Below are 16,596 nucleotides of genomic sequence, written 5' to 3' on the forward strand. Positions count from 1 at the left end.
ACGAAACCGGGCGGATGCGCTCTCCTTTATGGAGGGTGCACCCGCCCGGTTTCTGTGCTGTTTCGGTGCTTTTTCCCGACGTTTCGCCTCGCCCGCGGGGTACTCTAGAGTACGTTGAGGCGAACATTATTATCGGGTTAGGCCGTCCTAGATTTTCTGTTCAGAGTGTTCTAGAGTGGTTCACTGTTCATGACAGAGCACACAGACATGAACGCATCATCAGGCGCAGGGATCCAGCCCTGCACGCACGGCACCCGTGGAAAGGGAACTATGAGCACGCACGCCCAGCACGAGCACGGCGAAGAAACTGAGAAACTTCAGCCGGAAAACACCGCTACCGAGGCTCCGCAGGCCACCCGCCATAGCGCCGTTACCTCCCCCTCCCCCACGCAGATTAAGCGTTGGCGCCGCTACCTTGCCGATGAGGAGTCGGAGGCGCGCATCTACCGCTACCTGGCTCGCCGTGCCGAGGGTACCGACCGTGAGATTTTGCTGCAGGTTGCTGAGGCGGAGAAGCGTCACCAGCAGCATTGGCGTGACATGCTCGGCGAGCACGCGGATGTACACGTGCGCCCGTCCCTGCAATCGCAGCTACTGCAGTTCTTGGCGAAGAACTTCGGTTCGGTGTTTATTCTTGCGATGGCTCAGCGCGCCGAGTCCCGCTCCCCCTACGCTGAGGACCCGGACGCCACCGAGGAAATGGCGGCTGACGAGGCGATTCACGAGGAGATTATTCGCGCCCTGGCGACTAACGGTCGCGAGAAGCTTTCGGGTAATTTCCGTGCGGCGGTCTTTGGCGCTAACGACGGTTTGGTGTCGAATCTGGCGCTGACTATGGGTATTACCGCGTCGGGCGCGTCCAGTTCGATGGTTCTGCTGTCGGGTATTGCGGGTCTGCTGGCGGGTGCGCTGTCGATGGCGGCGGGTGAGTTCGTGTCGGTGCGTTCTCAGCGTGAGCTGCTGGATGCCTCCCAGCCGACCCAGGTGACCCTGCGTGTTGCGCACGATTTGGATTTGGATTCGAACGAGCTGGAGCTCATTTACCGTGCCCGCGGCATGGAGCCGGACGCGGCGCATCACCGTGCGATGGAGCGTTTCGGCTACCTGGATTGTGACTGCGATCCGTCGCTGTCTCACCGCGAGGAAGAGGATCGTGAGGAGAATGTGGCTTTGGGTACCGATATTGGTGCCGCCGCAGCGTCGTTCGCGTTCTTCGCTTCGGGTGCGTTGGTTCCGATTCTGCCGTATATCTTTGGCTTGTCGGGTGTGTTCGCGATGGTGTTGTCCCTGCTGTTTGTGGGTGCGGCGCTGGGCTTCACCGGCGGCGTGGTGGGCCTGCTTTCGGGTGCTTCCCCGCTCAAGCGCGGTGTTCGTCAGATTCTAATTGGCTTTGGCGCTGCGTTCGTGACCTACCTGCTGGGTCTGGCGTTCGGCACGACGGTCGGCTAGTTACAACACCCCCAATAAGCTCTCGACAAGTGTATATAGCCGCTCTGGAATTTGTTTTCAAGCGTTTGAGAACTATTCGGATGCAGAAATCCCCCGGTGGATACATTCAGTGTATCCGCCGGGGGTTTTCTATATGTTCTTACCCTGCATGAGGGGTTGATCTATTACGGGTGAATCTCCGCGGTGGTGGCCTGACCGGAAACGCTCTCCGAACCGCTCGCGCCGTTGCCGGAGTAGGTCAGGTTTGCGACCTGCACGCTGGAGGTCTGCTTGTACGAAACCCAGCCGTCGTTTGCCGGGAAGCGCAGCTGCGCCGGCATGAAGTTGGTCTGGCTGTAGTACTTGGTGCCGGACTGCTTCATGGTGTACGCCTTGCTGGTGGTGTAGACGATACGACCCTTGAAGGTGTAGGTGCCGTCAGAGTTTTTGGTGACGGTCGGTACTTCTGCGGTCCAGGTGCCGGCGGTCTGCGCGACGGACAGGTACTTTGCCTGGCCTGCGGAGGCTACCAGTTCGGTGGTCTTACCGGTCAGCTTGCGACCGGAGGGGGCCCATGCCTGACCGTTGATCTTACCGAGCTTAAGGAGCGACTGTGCGCTGGCGGCGACGGTGTACTCAACCTCGGTTACGAAGGTTGCGCCAGCTGCGAGGGTGACGCTGCTGCCGGGGATGTAGCCGGTGCCGGTTGCGGTGTCCTTGGTCGGTACGGACCACCAGAAGCCGCTGGAGGACATGTATGCGCCGTTTGCGCCGGTCTGGGAGTTGGTGACGGGGGTGAACTTACCTTCGCCGTTGACGTAGGTTGCGCTCTTGGGCTTGGAGGTTGCGTCGTCCCAGTTGATGTCGGAGTCGGGGGTGCCGGAGGCAGTGAAGTGTGCCTCGGGGCTTGCCGGGTTGATGGTGCCGGTGTTGTTGGAGGATGCGTAGCCGACGTAGCCGCCGTTGTTCTGCACGCTGACGTACACGCCGTACTGCACGCCGGGGGTTTCCTTGGATGCGGCGTAGGCAGGTACTGCTGCGGAGGCTGCGACGACGGGTGCGGACCAGACGCCTGCCTTTGCGATGGTGCGGCGAGAGATGGGCTGAGTCATGAGTGTAGTGATCTCCTGTGAGTGTTTGGTGTTTCTTAGAGCCGCTCAGAATGGTTCTGACTAGGCTCAATGCACTCCAGTATACAAAGGTTGAGGTTATATCTGCACCTTATGAGGGCGGATGTGCACAATCTTACTTTCCTCCGTAAGTTCTACCGCCCGGTTTCAAACATCTCAAAAGCATCCTCAAATCCCAGCACTATTCGGCAGCTGGAGCGGCTCAACCTTCCTCTTTTCCCCGGTGCATTCCCCTCCAGCACCTCTGGGCGTTCTTCGGCACTGTCTCTGTTGAGTTCCCGGTTAAAGCACAGATGCCGGTAGCCTCATGGACTACCGGCATCTGCCGCAATACTATGCTGTTTACTTCGCTGCGAAGATTTCGCGCATCAGGTTTGCAGCCTCGGAGGGGGTCTTACCGACCTTCACGCCTGCTGCTTCCAGAGCTTCCTTCTTCGCCTGAGCGGTACCGGAGGAACCGGAGACAATAGCGCCTGCGTGGCCCATGGTCTTACCCTCAGGAGCGGTGAAGCCTGCAATGTAACCAACGACGGGCTTGGTCACGTTTGCCTTGATGTACTCTGCAGCACGCTCCTCAGCGTCACCACCAATCTCACCAATCATGACGATTGCTTCGGTCTCGGGGTCAGCTTCGAAAGCTTCCAGAGCGTCGATGTGGGTGGTGCCGATGATGGGGTCGCCACCAATACCGATAGCGGTGGTGAAACCAATGTCGGACAGTTCGTACATCAGCTGGTAGGTCAGGGTACCGGACTTGGAGACCAGACCGATCTTGCCCTTGCCGGTGATGTTCGCCGGGATAATACCAACCAGGCACTCCTCGGGGGAGATGATGCCGGGGCAGTTGGGGCCGATGATGCGGGTGATCTGCTTGCCGTTCTCGTCCACGGATGCCTTAGCGGCTGCCCAGAACTCTGCGGAGTCCTGAACCGGAACGCCCTCGGTGATGACGACGACGAGACCGATCTTAGCCTCGATAGCCTCGAGAACTGCTGCCTTGGTGAAGGCCGGGGGAACGAAGACGATGGAGACGTTCGCGCCGGTCTTCTCCATAGCCTCAGCTACGGAACCGAACACGTTCAGCTCGATGTCGGAGCCGTCCTTCGCCTTGTGGGTGACGGTGGTGCCAGCCTTGCGAGCGTTCACGCCGCCCACAATGTTGGTGCCTGCTGCGAGCATGCGTGCGGTGTGCTTGGTACCCTCGCCACCGGTGATGCCCTGAACGATGACCTTGGAGTCCTTGTTCACAAAGATAGACATATTACTTCCTTGAAATCCTTTGCTGGCGATTACGCCTTGTGAGCGAGCTCTGCTGCCTTGTCAGCGCCGGAGTCCATGGTCTCAGCCAGAACAACCAGCGGGTGGTTCGCCTCGGAGAGGATGCGGCGACCCTCAGCAACGTTGTTGCCGTCCAGGCGCACAACCAGGGGCTTGGTTGCTGCGTCGCCCAGAATCTCCAGAGCCTTCACGATGCCGTCTGCCACTGCGTCACATGCGGTGATGCCGCCGAAGACGTTCACGAAAACGCTCTTGACCTGCTCGTCGCCCAGAATGATTTCCAGGCCGGCAGCCATAACCTCAGCGGACGCGCCGCCACCAATATCAAGGAAGTTTGCGGGCTTGACGTTGCCGTGGTTCTCACCAGCGTATGCAACGACGTCCAGGGTGGACATAACCAGACCTGCACCGTTACCAACGATGCCGACCTCGCCGTCCAGCTTCACGTAGTTCAGGTCGAACTGCTTTGCCTTAGCTTCCAGCGGGTTCTCAGCGGACTTGTCCACGAGAGCCTCGTGCTCGGGCTGGCGGAATTCTGCGTTGTCGTCCAGGGAGACCTTACCGTCCAGGGCGAGGATGGTGCCCTCGGGGGTCAGAACGAGGGGGTTAACCTCAACCAGGGTTGCGTCTTCCTTAGTGTAGACTTCGCCCAGCTTGACGAGAACGGGAACAACCTTCTCCTGCAGTTCTGCGGAGAAACCTGCTGCCTTAGCAATTTCCTCAGCCTTAGCCTGGTCCAGGCCGACCAGCGGGTCAACCTCGATCTTTGCCAGTGCCTCGGGGCGCTCAGCAGCGAGCTGCTCAATTTCCATACCGCCTTCTACCGAGCACATTGCCAGGTAGGAGCGGTTTGCACGGTCCAGCAGGAGGGAGAAGTAGTATTCTTCGGCGATGTCTGCGCCGTCAGCGACCAGCACGCGGTGAACGGTGTGGCCCTTGATGTCCATGCCGAGAATTGCCTTAGCGTGCTCGTAAGCTTCTTCGGGGGACTTTGCGAGCTTAACGCCGCCAGCCTTACCGCGGCCGCCGGTCTTAACCTGAGCCTTAATGACGGTCAGGCCGCCAATTTCCTCAGCTGCTGCCTTTGCTTCTTCAGGGGTGGTCGCAACAATGCCCTTGAGCACGGGTACACCGTGCTTTGCGAAGAGCTCGCGCGCCTGGTATTCGAAAAGGTCCACAGGTGTCCTTCTTCTTCGAAGTGGTGCCGAGTACTGGTGCACTCGGCCTGGTCTCATTAGAGGAGGTTCCCCCGTGTGGTCAGTACGGTGCGATAGGGGTCTCTCGCACCCGGCGCACACGCATCATTGACGCGGGGAATTTCTCTCGTCTCTACTCTATCGGATTCGGCGTGAGCTCGCACTCACAGAGCCCCAAATCTGAGATTTTAGCGACTCAGCTCACAAATATTTTGGGTACATTCCACCCAAAGGCAGTGCACCAGGTAACTAACCCGAGCTAACACTCCCCCATCCGCCGCGAAATACCGGCGAAAATGCGGCGTTTACCGCCGTGCTCTGCAAAGCCCCGGCCACCTTCTCAGCAGGCGGACAACACGCCCGATACAGCACATAAAAGAGGGGCGGGCACCCTCAGGTACCCGCCCCTCCATCGGCGTTGTTAGGTTCGCACGCCTGACGCGTTAGCTCACCTTCTCCAGCGGCGCGTAACGCAGCAGCAGGCGCTTCTCTTCCGAACCGAAACGGACCTTCGCCACGGTCTTATCGCCGCTACCCTCAACGGCGAGCACGCGGCCCTCACCAAACTTGGTGTGGCGCACGGTATCGCCGACCGCCAGGGTCGGGATTTCCTTGCTCTGATGCACGCGGGAACGGTTCGTCACCTTTGAGGAGGCGGCAGCCGCCAGCCCGTAGCTTGCCGAGCCGTTAATGTCCGCGGTGGACGGCTCGGAACGACGTGCGGGGCGGGACTCGTAGGGGTCGTACGAGCCGCGCGAGCTATAGCTGCCGGAGCCGTAACCACCCGAGTAGCCGCCGGAACCGTAGCCGGAGCTGTATCCGGAGCGCGAACCGCCGGAGTAACCGCTGCCGTAGCCACCACCGTAGGAGCTTCCTCCATAGGAACTGCCGCCGCGAGCGCCGTACGCACCCATGCCGGAGGCACCAAAGCCTGAGAAACCGGCGGTGCGCTTCCACTCGATAAGCTCCTCCGGGATTTCTTCCAGGAAGGGCGAGGGCGGGTTGAACTGGCTCTTACCCCACATCGTGCGGGTCTCGGAGCGGGTCAGGTACAGGCGCTCCATGGCGCGGGTCAGACCCACGTACGCCAGGCGGCGCTCCTCGCTCATTTCCTTCTCATCGGTCAGGGCGCGCTGGTGCGGGAACAGGCCGTGCTCCATGCCGGTCAGGAACACCACGGGGAACTCCAGGCCCTTGGCGGTGTGCAGGGTCATGAGAGTGACCATACCCTGCGCCTTCGCCTCGGCGGCTTCGGCGGCAATCTGTGCGGCGGAGGCGTTCTCACCCTCCGCGCTGGCGGGGCGGTTCGGGATTGAGTCGGCGTCGGCGACCAGGGCCACGTGTTCGAGGAACTGCTCCAGGTCGGCGCCGGGGTTCTCTGTCTCGAACTCGACCATGGCGTCAAGCAGCTCGGAGAGGTTCTCCACGCGCGATTCGTCCTGAATGTCCTTGGAGGCGCGCAGAGCCGCCAGGTACCCTGTCTGTTCCAGGACCGCTTCCAGGCAGGTTGCGGCGGGTTCGGTGCGGGCAATCTGCGCCAGGTCGTCCATGAGGCGCACGAACTCGGCGTACTTCTTGACCGCGGCGGCACCCAGGCCGGGGATGTCGGCTGCCTGGCGTGCGGCGGCGTAGAAAGAGATGCGGTTCGCACTCGCGTACTCCGCCACCACGGACTCAGACTTAGCACCGATACCGCGCTTGGGTTCGTTGAGGATGCGCCGCACGTTCACGTCGTCATCGGGGTTGCTCAGGGCGCGCAGGTACGCCAGGGCGTCCTTGATTTCCTTACGCTCGTAGAAGCGGGTACCACCGACCACCCGGTAGGGCAGGCCGGCACGCATGAGCATGTCCTCAAGGGTTCGGGACTGCGCGTTGGTGCGGTAGAAGATGGCGACGTCACCGGGCTGCACGCCGTGCTCATCGGCAAGGCGATCAATTTCGCGGGTGATGTAGCGTGCCTCGGCGTGCTCGGATTCGGCGACGTAACCGATAATCTTCGCACCCGCACCGGAGGCGGTCCACAGCTTCTTGGGTCGACGGTCGGGGTTGCGTTCAATGACCGCGTTCGCCGCGGAGAGAATGTTCTGCGTGGAACGGTAGTTCTGTTCCAGCAGAATCGTGTGGGCGTTCGGGTAGTCCTTCTCGAAGTCCGTGATATTGCGGATATCCGCGCCGCGGAATGCGTAGATGGACTGATCGGAGTCACCCACCACGGTCAGCTCGGCAGGGGGCACAGCGTCCGGGTAGGGGCCGCGGTCAGCCGGGGCCTTCGCGTGGGCACCGACCAGTTCACGCACCAGCTGGTACTGGGCGTGGTTGGTGTCCTGGTACTCGTCCACGAGGATGTGGCGGAACTTGCGGCGGTAGTAGTTCGCGATTTCGGGGAACTTCTTGAGCAAAAAGACGGTGCGGCCAATCAGGTCGTCAAAGTCGAGGGAGTTAGCGGCGCGCAGACGCTGCGTGTAGACGGTGTAAATCTGCGCGATGGTCTTCTCGTACGGGTTATCGCTAGCCACGCGGGATGCGTACGCCTCGGCGCTGACCAGCTCGTTCTTCAGCGCGGAGATGCGGTTGCCCACGGCCTTAGCGGTGAACTTCTTGGTGTCCAGGTTGAGCTCTTTAATGATGAGGCTCAGCAGGCGCTGCGAGTCGGTCGAATCGTAGATGGTGAAGGTGGACTTCAGCCCCAGGGCGGCGGCCTCACGGCGCAGCACACGCACGCAGAAGCTGTGGAAAGTAGAAATCCACATGTGCTTGGCGCGCGGGCCGACCAGCGCCTCGATACGTTCACGCATTTCGGCGGCAGCCTTGTTGGTGAAGGTGATGGCGAGAATCTGGCCGGGGGTCGCGCGGTGGGTTGCGAGCAGGTAGGCGATGCGGTGGGTCAGCACGCGGGTCTTGCCGGAGCCCGCACCCGCGACGATGAGCAGGGGCGAGCCGGAGTGCAGTACGGCCTCTTCCTGGCGTTCGTTGAGCCCCGCGGTGAGGGAGGCGGGGTCAACAGCGTTGAGGCTGTGGGTGCGTTCGCCGTAGGGGTCGGCGGGATCGAAGTCCTCGCCGTAGCCGCCGACGCGGTAGGCGGGCGGCATGAAGTCGCCGAGCGGGTCTGCGGCGGTGAAGGCTGCGGGTGCGCCGGGTACAGGAACGGGCACACTATTAGCAGGGGCACCGTAGGCGGGCATGCCGGCAGGCAGGGCGGCGGGTACGTCCTGTGCGGGCGCCTCCATCACCGGAGCATCCATCACTGCGGCGTCCGTGGGAGGGGCGTAGTAGTCGTCCTCGGCAGGGGGTACGTCGTAGTAGGGGTCGAAGGGCGGCTCGTCCACTGGTGCAGGGTCTACCGGTGCTGCGGGGGTGACGAGTTCGGCGGCGAACAGGCCGTCCTGTTCGGTGAAGGGCTGCTTCTGCTGTTCGGGCTTGTCGCTCATCGTCTACCTCGCTGCCTAGAATACACGTTCGATATTCCATGCTACCGCATTTGCTCCGCAGCTCCCACCCTTTCGGTCATCCGCCGCCCTCTCATTCGAGCAAAGATAAGAAAACCGCCCGCGCCTGCTAATGCAAGCGACGGGCGGTTTCTTGTACCGGGGTGAATGCCGGTTCTGTGTGCCCCCGAGACGATTCGAACGTCCGACACCTTCTTTAGGAGAGAAGTGCTCTATCCCCTGAGCTACGAGGGCGTACCTATCCAGTATAAAGCACCCCGCACCAAGGGTCCGCACAGCCCGTGTTCACCGCCCTGTGTTCACCGCTTGAGGACACCCGCACCCGGCGGCAGAACCGCTCCTACAATGTACGAATGAGCATCTACATTGACCCGCCCACCTGGCCCGCGCACGGCACCGTCTTCTCACATCTCATCTCCGATGCATCCCTGGCGGAACTGCACGAGTTCGCCGCGACTGCGAGCATCAGTGAGCGTGCCTTCGACCGCGACCACTACGACGTTCCGGCGCACCTCTACGAGGATCTAGTACGGGCGGGCGCGAAGGAGCTCAGCGGCGCGCAGCTGACTCGCACGCTCATTGCGAGCGGTCTGCGGATTCCCCTGAAGGAGCGCCCCGAGAAGATTCGCCCGCGTCTGCTTCGCGCCTGGGAGGCAGCGTTTACACCCCGCCTCAAGCATGTGGAGGCTCCTTCCGTGAGCCAAGCTCAACTCACGGCGCAGGTAGCGGAACTGGGTGAGAGCCTGTTGCAGGCATGGGAGCAGCCGCACCGCGCCTACCACCACAGCGGGCACCTTTCGCAGATGCTCACCGATCTGGACCGTCTCTACGCACACCGCACGCAGGGTTCTACTCCCCTGGCGTTGGTTTTGGCGGCGTGGTTCCACGACGCGGTGTACGAGGGCGCGCCGGGTGAGGATGAGCGCCGTAGCGAGCAGCTGGCGAACACCTCCCTGGAGCCGCTGGTTACCGCGGGCCTGCTCAGTGGTGACGAGCTGCAGATGGTGAGCCTTCTGGTGCGTGCCACGGCAACCCACGAGCTGCCCGAGTCTGCCGACCTACCGGCGGGCTATGAGCCGGCGGATATTCAGTTTTTCCTCGATGCCGATATGGCTATCCTGGCGGCTGATTCGGCACGCTACCGCCGCTACCTGCGCGGGGTGCGTAGCGAGTACTCCCATCTTGACGATGAGGCATTCCGTGCCGGTCGTACGACCTTCCTGCGTTCGATCCTGGGGCGTAAACGCATCTTCCTCTCCGAGGAGGGTCTACAGCTCTGGGAGGAGCCCGCGCGGGCTAATCTGCAAGCTGAGCTCAGCGAGTGGGAGCAGGACCCGCAGGGGCTTCTGCAGACTCTGGCATCCTAGCCGCATACACCTAAAACACATACCGCCGAGAATGCACCCACACTAAGGTGCGCTCTCGGCGGTATTTTCATGGAATCTCTCGGGTACACAAATCTCGGGTACACAAAAGGCGCCCACCCGCGTGCGGGGTAGGCGCCTTTTTGAAGTATTTTGGGCTAGACCCAGCTCTTATGCGCTAAGGCTTAGAGAGCGGTGTAGTAGCCGTCAACGGACATCCAGGAGGTGGGGTGCACCAGGGTACCGTTGGTGGGGTTCAGAGCGGAGATCATCTTGCCGTCGCCCAGGTAGATACCAACGTGGCTGTAGCCGTTCTGGAAGACGATGTCGCCGGGCTGGGGGTTAGCGGTCGGGCGCAGCTCGTTCTTCATTGCGTAGGTGAAAGCGGTCAGCTTGATACCGTGCTGAGCGAAAACCCAGGAGGTGAAGCCGGAGCAGTCCCATGCACCGAAGGTCTTGCCGCCCCAAACGTATGCGCCGCCCAGGCCGCTCATTGCGGTTGCAACGATTGCGTCGCGGGAAGCGTTACCGGTGGAAGCGGAGGAAGCTGCGGGTGCAGCGGGAGCCTCGGTTGCAACGGGTGCAACGTAAGCCTGCTGGGTCTCAGCCTGGGGTGCTACGTAGGTGGTCTCAGCTACGGGTGCCGGAGCTGCTGCGGGAGCAACGTAGGTCTGCTGTGCCTGAGCCTGGGGTGCAACGTAGGTGGTTGCGGGGGTGTTGTAGCTGGTGTAGTCGAACTCGTAGTTGGTGTAGTCGTAGGACAAATCAGCCGCAGCGGGGATCTGTGCGAATGCGTTCGCGGGAACGGTCGAGCCGAGCAGGATTGCGCCTGCTGCGAGGGTTGCACCTGCGGTACGTACGATCTTCTTAGCCATTGGTAATTCCTCCATTGCCTGACGAGGTGAGCTGTCGGGCTCGAGCATGGATTCGCTCGGCCACCGAAGTGACTTAGCCCCGAGGCTTCTCGATTGAGATGCCGTATCCCAGCTTGGGGATTGGGTCCCCCGCTTCTGCCATATTGGGTAGACGTACATCGAAGCGTTGGCAGAACTCAGCGGAACCGCTTCGACGGTGCCCTCTTACGATGAGGATTTGGGCACAGAAATGAGAATACACAGAAAACTCCCAGTTGTCACTTCATTCGGGCTTAAATTTTGAACTTTCACCCTGGGGGGAAAACTTGGCACTCCAGGCATTTGACCCCCTCTCAATGGAACCAACAGCTACCGCTTAAGGCTCTTGACTAGGTATTTTACAAGGATGCACATTCGCTTTTAATGCACCAGTACCCCCTTAAGGACAGGGTTCAAAACTCTTAAAAATGACCCTTATCTCTTAAGTGTCCACTCCCAGAGATTGCTCAAACATCGGCGTTTCCATCAGTTTCAACCTCAGATTTAAGCGAAAAACCCGAAAAATGCACTCAAGCGCAGTTGCTAAAACTCTGAGAGAGGAGTATATGCGCCCGCGCACATGACCAAACTCTGAAATACCCCGTCCACTAGGCACCTCAGCTCCCCCGAAGCCTCCCCCGCAAGGCCGAGCAGCCCTAACACGTGCACAAAAACGGTGGCACCTCCTCCACAAAGGGAGGCGATACCACCGTTTAGCGTGAACTGGGTTAGCGGACTCTCAGAATTAGAGCTTAGAGGTTGCCGCCGCGCTTGACCACAATTGCGTTTGCCACGTCCATATCCAGGGAGAGGGTGTCCTCTTCGCCATCAGCGTGAACAATCACGTCATCGTCCTGGCCAGCAACCACGGACACCGAAGCGCCGTAAACAATACCTGCGTCAGCCAGCAGCTTCAACAGCTCAACGTCAGTCTGAATGGACTCGGGGAAGCGAGAAATAGTGAAACGGTCCTCGGGACCGGAGTCGCGTGCCGCCAGGGACATGGGCACGGTACGCTCGTCGTTTTTCTCACTACTGTGGCCCAGATCCTCCAGGCCGGGGATAGCGTTACCGTACGGGGAGAACTTGGGGTCCTTGAGCATCTCCAGGATGCGCTTCTCCACCTTGTCACTCATGACGTGCTCCCAGCGGCATGCTTCTTCGTGCACGTACTCAAGTTCCAGACCAATGATGTCAGAGAGCAGTCGCTCAGCCAGGCGGTGCTTACGCATCACCTCGACCGCCTTGTGGCGGCCTTCCTCGGTCAGTTCGAGGTGGCGGTCCGGCTCAACGGTGAGCAGACCGTGCTTCTCCATACGTGCCACAGTCTGGGAAACGGTCGGGCCGGAGTGCTCGAGTCGTTCAGCGATGCGCGCACGCATGGGGACAATGCCCTCTTCCTCCAGTTCGAGGATGGTGCGCAAATACATCTCTGTGGTATCGATGAGGTCTGTCATATATCTCTCCCAGCTTTCACCGCAACAGTACTTAGATAGCACTGCCTAAGTCGTTACTTAATTCAATAATCTATTATGTACTTTTTCAGCGGCTTTTGCCACGGCTTAAGTCATTGAGTCGCCCAATGAAAACTCATTGGACGACTCAAGACACCTCATATATACGCTTTTGCTAACCCACCCCTTTATTAAGAGGAGTAGACGGTAGGCTTACTCTGCGGACTCAGCCTCGGCAGTTTCCTCTGCAGCAGAAGCGTTCTGCGCGGTTTCATTCTCCGCCGAGTTGTTCTCTACGGGCTCACCGGACTCAGCAGATTCCTCAGTAGCTGCATCAAACTCTACATTCTCCTGCTCTACGTTCTCCTGCGCGGCGTTCTCCTCCAGGTCTTCCGGGCGAACGCGGTCAGCCCACGGCACCCAATCCGGCGCAATGAGCGCGTCGTCGCCGGGCAGCAGGCCCACCTCGCAGATTGTTGCCACGCGGGAGCGAGGCGCACGCGAGAGGGTAGCAAACCAGAACCAGCCACGGTAACCGGGCAGGGTGCACTCAAAGAGGTGAGTGCTCAGGCGCTCTTCCTCGGCGCGCACGTGGTGAACCAGACCGATAGCGTGTGCCGGGGCGATCTCTCGCACACCCTGCAGCGCTACGTCCTTAGCGGCGGCAAGAATCTCATCCACCTTGGAGGTGCGGCGCAGCTTGTGCGGAACACCCAGGGAGGGGACACCTACCTCTTCATCCAGCGGGGTGAAGGGGTCGGGGGTGGAGTCTTCGTTCTGTTCAGTTTCTTCGGTAGCGGATTCCTCGGAAGCAGATTCTTCAGCAGGCGTCTCAGCCACCTCAGGCTCCTCAGCGTTCACGGAGGGCTGAGTCTCAGCAGGTACAGCGCTACCCTCGTCAGCGCTCTCAGGCGCGGCAGAAGGCACAACGGACTCTGCGGGCGCGTCAGTAGCGGGCGTAGTTTCGGGGAGCAGTTCAATAACCTGTTCAGACATACCCCTATTAAAGCATCTCGCGTGCGCAAACAGTGCGGCCGCTCCCCCAAGCTTCACATACGCTGTGAATTTGGGTCTCAAACCGCTGAATCTGGGGCTTCGCCCACGAACAGCTGTGTGTGAGCTGATACCGTTAAATCCATGAGTAATGAACCCGCACAGGATAAGCACAACGCTGCAGAGCAGACCCCTGCACCCCTGCCCTACGCCGGAGCCATCCGCTGGCTCGGTGCAGGCGGCGCGATTCTCGCCCTGCTTTGTCTGCTCACCGGAGTTGCCATGCTCGTGATGAAGTGGGTTGGGGCAACGCCGCCCGCCCTCATGAGCCAGATTCCGCTGGTCCTCCTACCCGTCGCCTTTATTGCACTCATGGCCGCACTGATCCTGTCGGTCATGCGCCGCAACAAGGCATAAAGATTTGAGCCGCAAGCTCACACACATCATTCACTTATCAAGTACAGCCTGCCATTCAGAGAGAAAGATAGAGTATGTCTGCTGAAGCAAAACTCCTAGTCGTCGATGACGAGTTCAATATTCTTGAACTGCTCGCCACCTCCCTGCGTTTCGCCGGTTTTGAAGTAGTTACCGCCGGCAACGGCCGCGAAGCCCTCGAAAAGGCACACGCCGAAAACCCCGACCTCATCGTCCTGGACGTCATGATGCCCGGCATGGACGGCTTCGAGGTGACCCGCCGCCTGCGCGAAAACGGCACCACCACCCCCGTGCTCTTCCTGACCGCGAAGGACGCCACCGAAGACAAGGTCACCGGTCTGGGTGCTGGCGGCGACGACTACGTCACCAAGCCCTTCTCCCTCGACGAGGTAATCGCCCGCATCCGCGCCATTCTGCGCCGTAGCCGCAGCATCCAGGAAGAGGACGACGCCGTACTGCGCGTTGACGCACTCACCCTGAACGTGGACACCCACGAAGTGTTCCTCGGTGACGAAGAGATTGACCTCTCCCCCACCGAGTTCAACCTGCTGCACTACCTGATGCTCAACGCCAACCGCGTGCTGTCCAAGGCGCAGATTCTTGACCACGTGTGGGAGTACGACTTCAACGGTGACTCCTCCATCGTTGAGTCCTACATTTCGTACCTGCGCCGCAAGATCGACAACAACCGTGAAAACCACGAGCCGCTCATCCACACCAAGCGCGGTGTGGGCTACATGATTCGCGGTTCTCGAGGCTAACGTGGCGCTCAAACCCCTCGACCGGATCCCCCAGTCTCTTTCCCTTCGCACCCAGCTGGTGCTCATCACCTCCATGCTCATCGCCCTCTCCATTGCGGTGACGAGCCTGGTGGCGATTTCCGCTCTGCGCGCCCAGATGGTGCACCAGCTGGACGAAGAGATGAAAAGCAACGCCTCCTCACTCGTGCAGTTGGCGACCGTGCGCCCCTCCGGCAATCAGGAACGATCCCTGAGCACCTACCGCCTGTACCTGCTCGATAAGGACGGCAACGTACTGTACTCGCTCAAGTCCGAGGACAGCGAGCAGTTCAGCGAGCCGGCGTTGCAGGGCTGGACCGAAGAGAAGGTTCGCAAGCAAAATGAGGAGGCGGTCACCGTCAACTCGGTGGGCAGCTCCTCCGATTGGCGTGTGCTCGCCGTGCCCATTGAAACCAACGACACGTCAGGTTTGCCGGAGGCGGCCTCCCTCATCATTGCCATGCCGCTGAAGCAAACAAACCAGGTGGTCGCCCTCGTGGGTGTGCTGACCTTCGCGTTTGGTTTGGCGACTCTTGCCTCCGCGATTGCGATGACCTGGGTGATTGTGACCCGCACCTTCGAGCCGCTGGCCCGCGTGGAGCAGACCGCCGCCAAGATTGCTGCCGGTGACCTCTCTCAGCGTATTGAGGACTACAACCCGAGCAATGAGATTGGTAACCTCGCGGTTTCGCTGAACACGATGCTCACCCAGATTGAAATGCTCTTCAAAGCCCGCGAGAAGAGCGAGGCGAAAATGCGCCGATTCGTGGGTGACGCTTCACATGAGCTACGCACCCCGCTGGTCAGTATTCGAGGCTACTCGGAGCTGTACCGTCAGGGAGCGCTACCAACCGATGAGGCTGTCGCTACCGCGATGAGCCGTATCGAATCGGAGTCCAAGCGTATGGGTCAGCTCGTGGAAGACCTGCTGACCCTGGCGCGTATTGATGAGCGCCGCGAATCCAAGCTGGCACCCTTCGACCTGTTCAACCTGGCGGTGGACGCTAGTAACGACGCCTACGCTACGGCACCCGATCGTGCGGTGTCCCTGGTGGGCCTGAACGAAGAGGTGGCGCCGACCTCCGCAACCGTGCTCGGTGACGAGTCCCGCCTGCGTCAGGTCGTGGCGAACCTGCTGACCAATGCCATGCGCTACACCCCCGACGGCTCTCCCCTGGAGATTGCGGTGGGCGTGCGCGAAGAGGTTCCCGGTTTCCCGCTGTCCGTGCTGGAGGTGCGCGACCACGGCCCCGGTATTCACGGCGAGGACCGCGAGCGCGTCTTCGAGCGTTTCTACCGCACCGATACTTCACGTTCGCGTGAGACTGGTGGTACGGGTCTGGGCCTGTCCATTGTGGCTGCGATTATTGAGCAGCACGAGGGCAGGATTCATATTGAAGAGACCGATGGTGGCGGTGCTACCTTCGTGATTTCTTTGCCGTTCTATCCGCCGCCTGTCTCGGACGATCAGCTGATGAAATAACACGGACGCATAAACCCCCGGATTGTGGAACTTGAGTGTTCTACGGTTCGGGGGTTTTGCTGTGCCCTGGAGGCGGGACTATATCGCGGCGGGGCGATAACTCGCGGCGGTGCGAGTGAGGAGAGCGCGAGTGAGGAGAAGCTGGGCGGCTCAAGAACAGCGGGGGCAATCTAGCGTGCGTCATGGCGGCGTCATTTTCGGGAGGGCTTTCGATTTTTTCGAGATGCTGGAGCGAATCTGGCGGGTTTATCCACAGATTTACCAAATAATCATTTTTAGCTCATTTGATGCATTTTGAAATATATAGTGATAACAAGCTTCCGGTCAGGAACTCAACCCTTCCAGAGATCCAAACCCCAAGCACCACCACGGGGCAACCGCCCCACCCATCTCACATATCTCAAAGGAGAAAAACCATGGCACAGTTCAATGTCGATTCCGAAGTCATCGCAGCCAAGAGCGCACAGGCACGATCCTACGTCGCATCCATCACCGCAGACGTCAACGGTATGACCGCATCCCTGCACGATCTGCAGAGCTCCTGGACCGGCTCTGCATCCGCTAACTTCCAGGGCGTACTGGACCAGTGGCACGCAACCCAGCGCCAGGTCGAAGCATCCATCACCCAGATCAACGAGGCACTCACCCGCGCAGGTGTGAACTACGCAGACACCGAGCAGGCTAACGCCTCCATGTTCGTCGGCTAAGGGGGCAGGG

At 60.3% G+C, this 16,596-nt stretch carries 13 protein-coding genes, 1 tRNA gene and 1 riboswitch; of the genes, 6 read left to right on the forward strand and 8 right to left on the reverse strand.

Features of this window, described 5'->3' with window-relative positions:
• The first annotated feature begins 270 nt into the window (after nucleotides 1-270).
• A complete protein-coding gene (locus HMPREF2919_RS01085; protein ID WP_049340937.1) occupies nucleotides 271-1,449 on the forward strand; it encodes a VIT1/CCC1 transporter family protein in 1,179 nt (392 codons plus the stop codon).
• 164 nt (nucleotides 1,450-1,613) lie between these two features.
• On the opposite strand, the gene HMPREF2919_RS01090 is transcribed toward HMPREF2919_RS01085, so the two are convergent.
• From HMPREF2919_RS01090 to HMPREF2919_RS01115, 5 genes are all read right to left on the reverse strand, one after another.
• The gene (locus HMPREF2919_RS01090; protein WP_049340935.1) at nucleotides 1,614-2,540 is read right to left on the reverse strand and encodes a hypothetical protein; all 927 of its coding nucleotides are present in this window, start codon (nucleotides 2,538-2,540) and stop codon (nucleotides 1,614-1,616) included.
• 360 nt (nucleotides 2,541-2,900) lie between these two features.
• Nucleotides 2,901-3,818 carry a succinate--CoA ligase subunit alpha gene (sucD, locus tag HMPREF2919_RS01095; RefSeq protein ID WP_005504562.1) on the reverse strand — a complete coding sequence of 306 codons (918 nt, stop codon included), beginning with the start codon at nucleotides 3,816-3,818 and terminating at the stop codon, nucleotides 2,901-2,903.
• A 29-nt stretch (nucleotides 3,819-3,847) separates the two neighbouring features.
• A complete protein-coding gene (gene sucC / locus HMPREF2919_RS01100) occupies nucleotides 3,848-5,014 on the reverse strand; it encodes an ADP-forming succinate--CoA ligase subunit beta (RefSeq protein ID WP_005504561.1) in 1,167 nt (388 codons plus the stop codon).
• Nucleotides 5,015-5,475: 461 nt separating this feature from the next.
• Nucleotides 5,476-8,460: a UvrD-helicase domain-containing protein gene (locus HMPREF2919_RS01110; protein WP_070665856.1), complete on the reverse strand. Its 2,985-nt coding sequence runs from the start codon at nucleotides 8,458-8,460 to the stop codon at nucleotides 5,476-5,478.
• A 179-nt stretch (nucleotides 8,461-8,639) separates the two neighbouring features.
• A tRNA-Arg gene (locus HMPREF2919_RS01115) sits at nucleotides 8,640-8,712 on the reverse strand.
• Between the two features lie 119 nt (nucleotides 8,713-8,831).
• Between HMPREF2919_RS01115 and HMPREF2919_RS01120 the strand changes: the two genes are divergently transcribed.
• Nucleotides 8,832-9,845, forward strand: a complete 1,014-nt coding sequence (locus tag HMPREF2919_RS01120; protein WP_070593140.1) for a DUF4031 domain-containing protein — start codon at nucleotides 8,832-8,834, stop codon at nucleotides 9,843-9,845.
• Nucleotides 9,846-10,027: 182 nt separating this feature from the next.
• Here HMPREF2919_RS01120 and HMPREF2919_RS01125 read toward each other — a convergent pair whose 3' ends face one another.
• From HMPREF2919_RS01125 to HMPREF2919_RS01135, 3 genes are all read right to left on the reverse strand, one after another.
• Nucleotides 10,028-10,717 (reverse strand): C40 family peptidase, encoded by a 690-nt coding sequence (locus HMPREF2919_RS01125; protein WP_070593142.1) that lies wholly within the window; start codon nucleotides 10,715-10,717, stop codon nucleotides 10,028-10,030.
• A riboswitch (cyclic di-AMP (ydaO/yuaA leader) is annotated at nucleotides 10,718-10,877 on the reverse strand.
• 610 nt (nucleotides 10,878-11,487) lie between these two features.
• Nucleotides 11,488-12,192, reverse strand: coding sequence for an iron-dependent transcriptional repressor DtxR (locus HMPREF2919_RS01130; protein ID WP_049353230.1), 705 nt, complete (start codon nucleotides 12,190-12,192; stop codon nucleotides 11,488-11,490).
• A gap of 210 nt (nucleotides 12,193-12,402) precedes the next feature.
• A complete protein-coding gene (locus HMPREF2919_RS01135) occupies nucleotides 12,403-13,185 on the reverse strand; it encodes a DUF3027 domain-containing protein (RefSeq protein WP_070593144.1) in 783 nt (260 codons plus the stop codon).
• A gap of 141 nt (nucleotides 13,186-13,326) precedes the next feature.
• Here HMPREF2919_RS01135 and HMPREF2919_RS01140 point away from each other — a divergent pair, with 141 nt between their 5' ends.
• From HMPREF2919_RS01140 to HMPREF2919_RS01155, 4 genes are all read left to right on the forward strand, one after another.
• Nucleotides 13,327-13,599 (forward strand): hypothetical protein, encoded by a 273-nt coding sequence (locus tag HMPREF2919_RS01140; RefSeq protein WP_049340923.1) that lies wholly within the window; start codon nucleotides 13,327-13,329, stop codon nucleotides 13,597-13,599.
• Between the two features lie 74 nt (nucleotides 13,600-13,673).
• Nucleotides 13,674-14,378, forward strand: coding sequence for a response regulator transcription factor (locus HMPREF2919_RS01145; protein WP_049326988.1), 705 nt, complete (start codon nucleotides 13,674-13,676; stop codon nucleotides 14,376-14,378).
• A gap of 1 nt (nucleotide 14,379) precedes the next feature.
• Nucleotides 14,380-15,879 carry a sensor histidine kinase gene (locus HMPREF2919_RS01150; protein ID WP_049348941.1) on the forward strand — a complete coding sequence of 500 codons (1,500 nt, stop codon included), beginning with the start codon at nucleotides 14,380-14,382 and terminating at the stop codon, nucleotides 15,877-15,879.
• A 416-nt stretch (nucleotides 15,880-16,295) separates the two neighbouring features.
• The gene (locus HMPREF2919_RS01155; RefSeq protein ID WP_005504526.1) at nucleotides 16,296-16,586 is read left to right on the forward strand and encodes a WXG100 family type VII secretion target; all 291 of its coding nucleotides are present in this window, start codon (nucleotides 16,296-16,298) and stop codon (nucleotides 16,584-16,586) included.
• Nucleotides 16,587-16,596: the final 10 nt, after the last annotated feature.

It is taken from the genome of Rothia sp. HMSC068E02, assembly GCF_001813565.1.
GTDB lineage: Bacteria > Actinomycetota > Actinomycetes > Actinomycetales > Micrococcaceae > Rothia.

Coding starts and splice junctions, on each gene's coding strand:
- HMPREF2919_RS01085 (WP_049340937.1), top strand. CDS start 271: ATGAGCACGCACGCCCAGCACGAGCACGGCGAAGAAACTGAGAAACTT.
- HMPREF2919_RS01090 (WP_049340935.1), bottom strand. CDS start 2,540: ATGACTCAGCCCATCTCTCGCCGCACCATCGCAAAGGCAGGCGTCTGG.
- sucD (WP_005504562.1), bottom strand. CDS start 3,818: ATGTCTATCTTTGTGAACAAGGACTCCAAGGTCATCGTTCAGGGCATC.
- HMPREF2919_RS01110 (WP_070665856.1), bottom strand. CDS start 8,460: ATGAGCGACAAGCCCGAACAGCAGAAGCAGCCCTTCACCGAACAGGAC.
- HMPREF2919_RS01120 (WP_070593140.1), top strand. CDS start 8,832: ATGAGCATCTACATTGACCCGCCCACCTGGCCCGCGCACGGCACCGTC.
- HMPREF2919_RS01125 (WP_070593142.1), bottom strand. CDS start 10,717: ATGGCTAAGAAGATCGTACGTACCGCAGGTGCAACCCTCGCAGCAGGC.
- HMPREF2919_RS01130 (WP_049353230.1), bottom strand. CDS start 12,192: ATGACAGACCTCATCGATACCACAGAGATGTATTTGCGCACCATCCTC.
- HMPREF2919_RS01135 (WP_070593144.1), bottom strand. CDS start 13,185: ATGTCTGAACAGGTTATTGAACTGCTCCCCGAAACTACGCCCGCTACT.
- HMPREF2919_RS01140 (WP_049340923.1), top strand. CDS start 13,327: ATGAGTAATGAACCCGCACAGGATAAGCACAACGCTGCAGAGCAGACC.
- HMPREF2919_RS01145 (WP_049326988.1), top strand. CDS start 13,674: ATGTCTGCTGAAGCAAAACTCCTAGTCGTCGATGACGAGTTCAATATT.
- HMPREF2919_RS01155 (WP_005504526.1), top strand. CDS start 16,296: ATGGCACAGTTCAATGTCGATTCCGAAGTCATCGCAGCCAAGAGCGCA.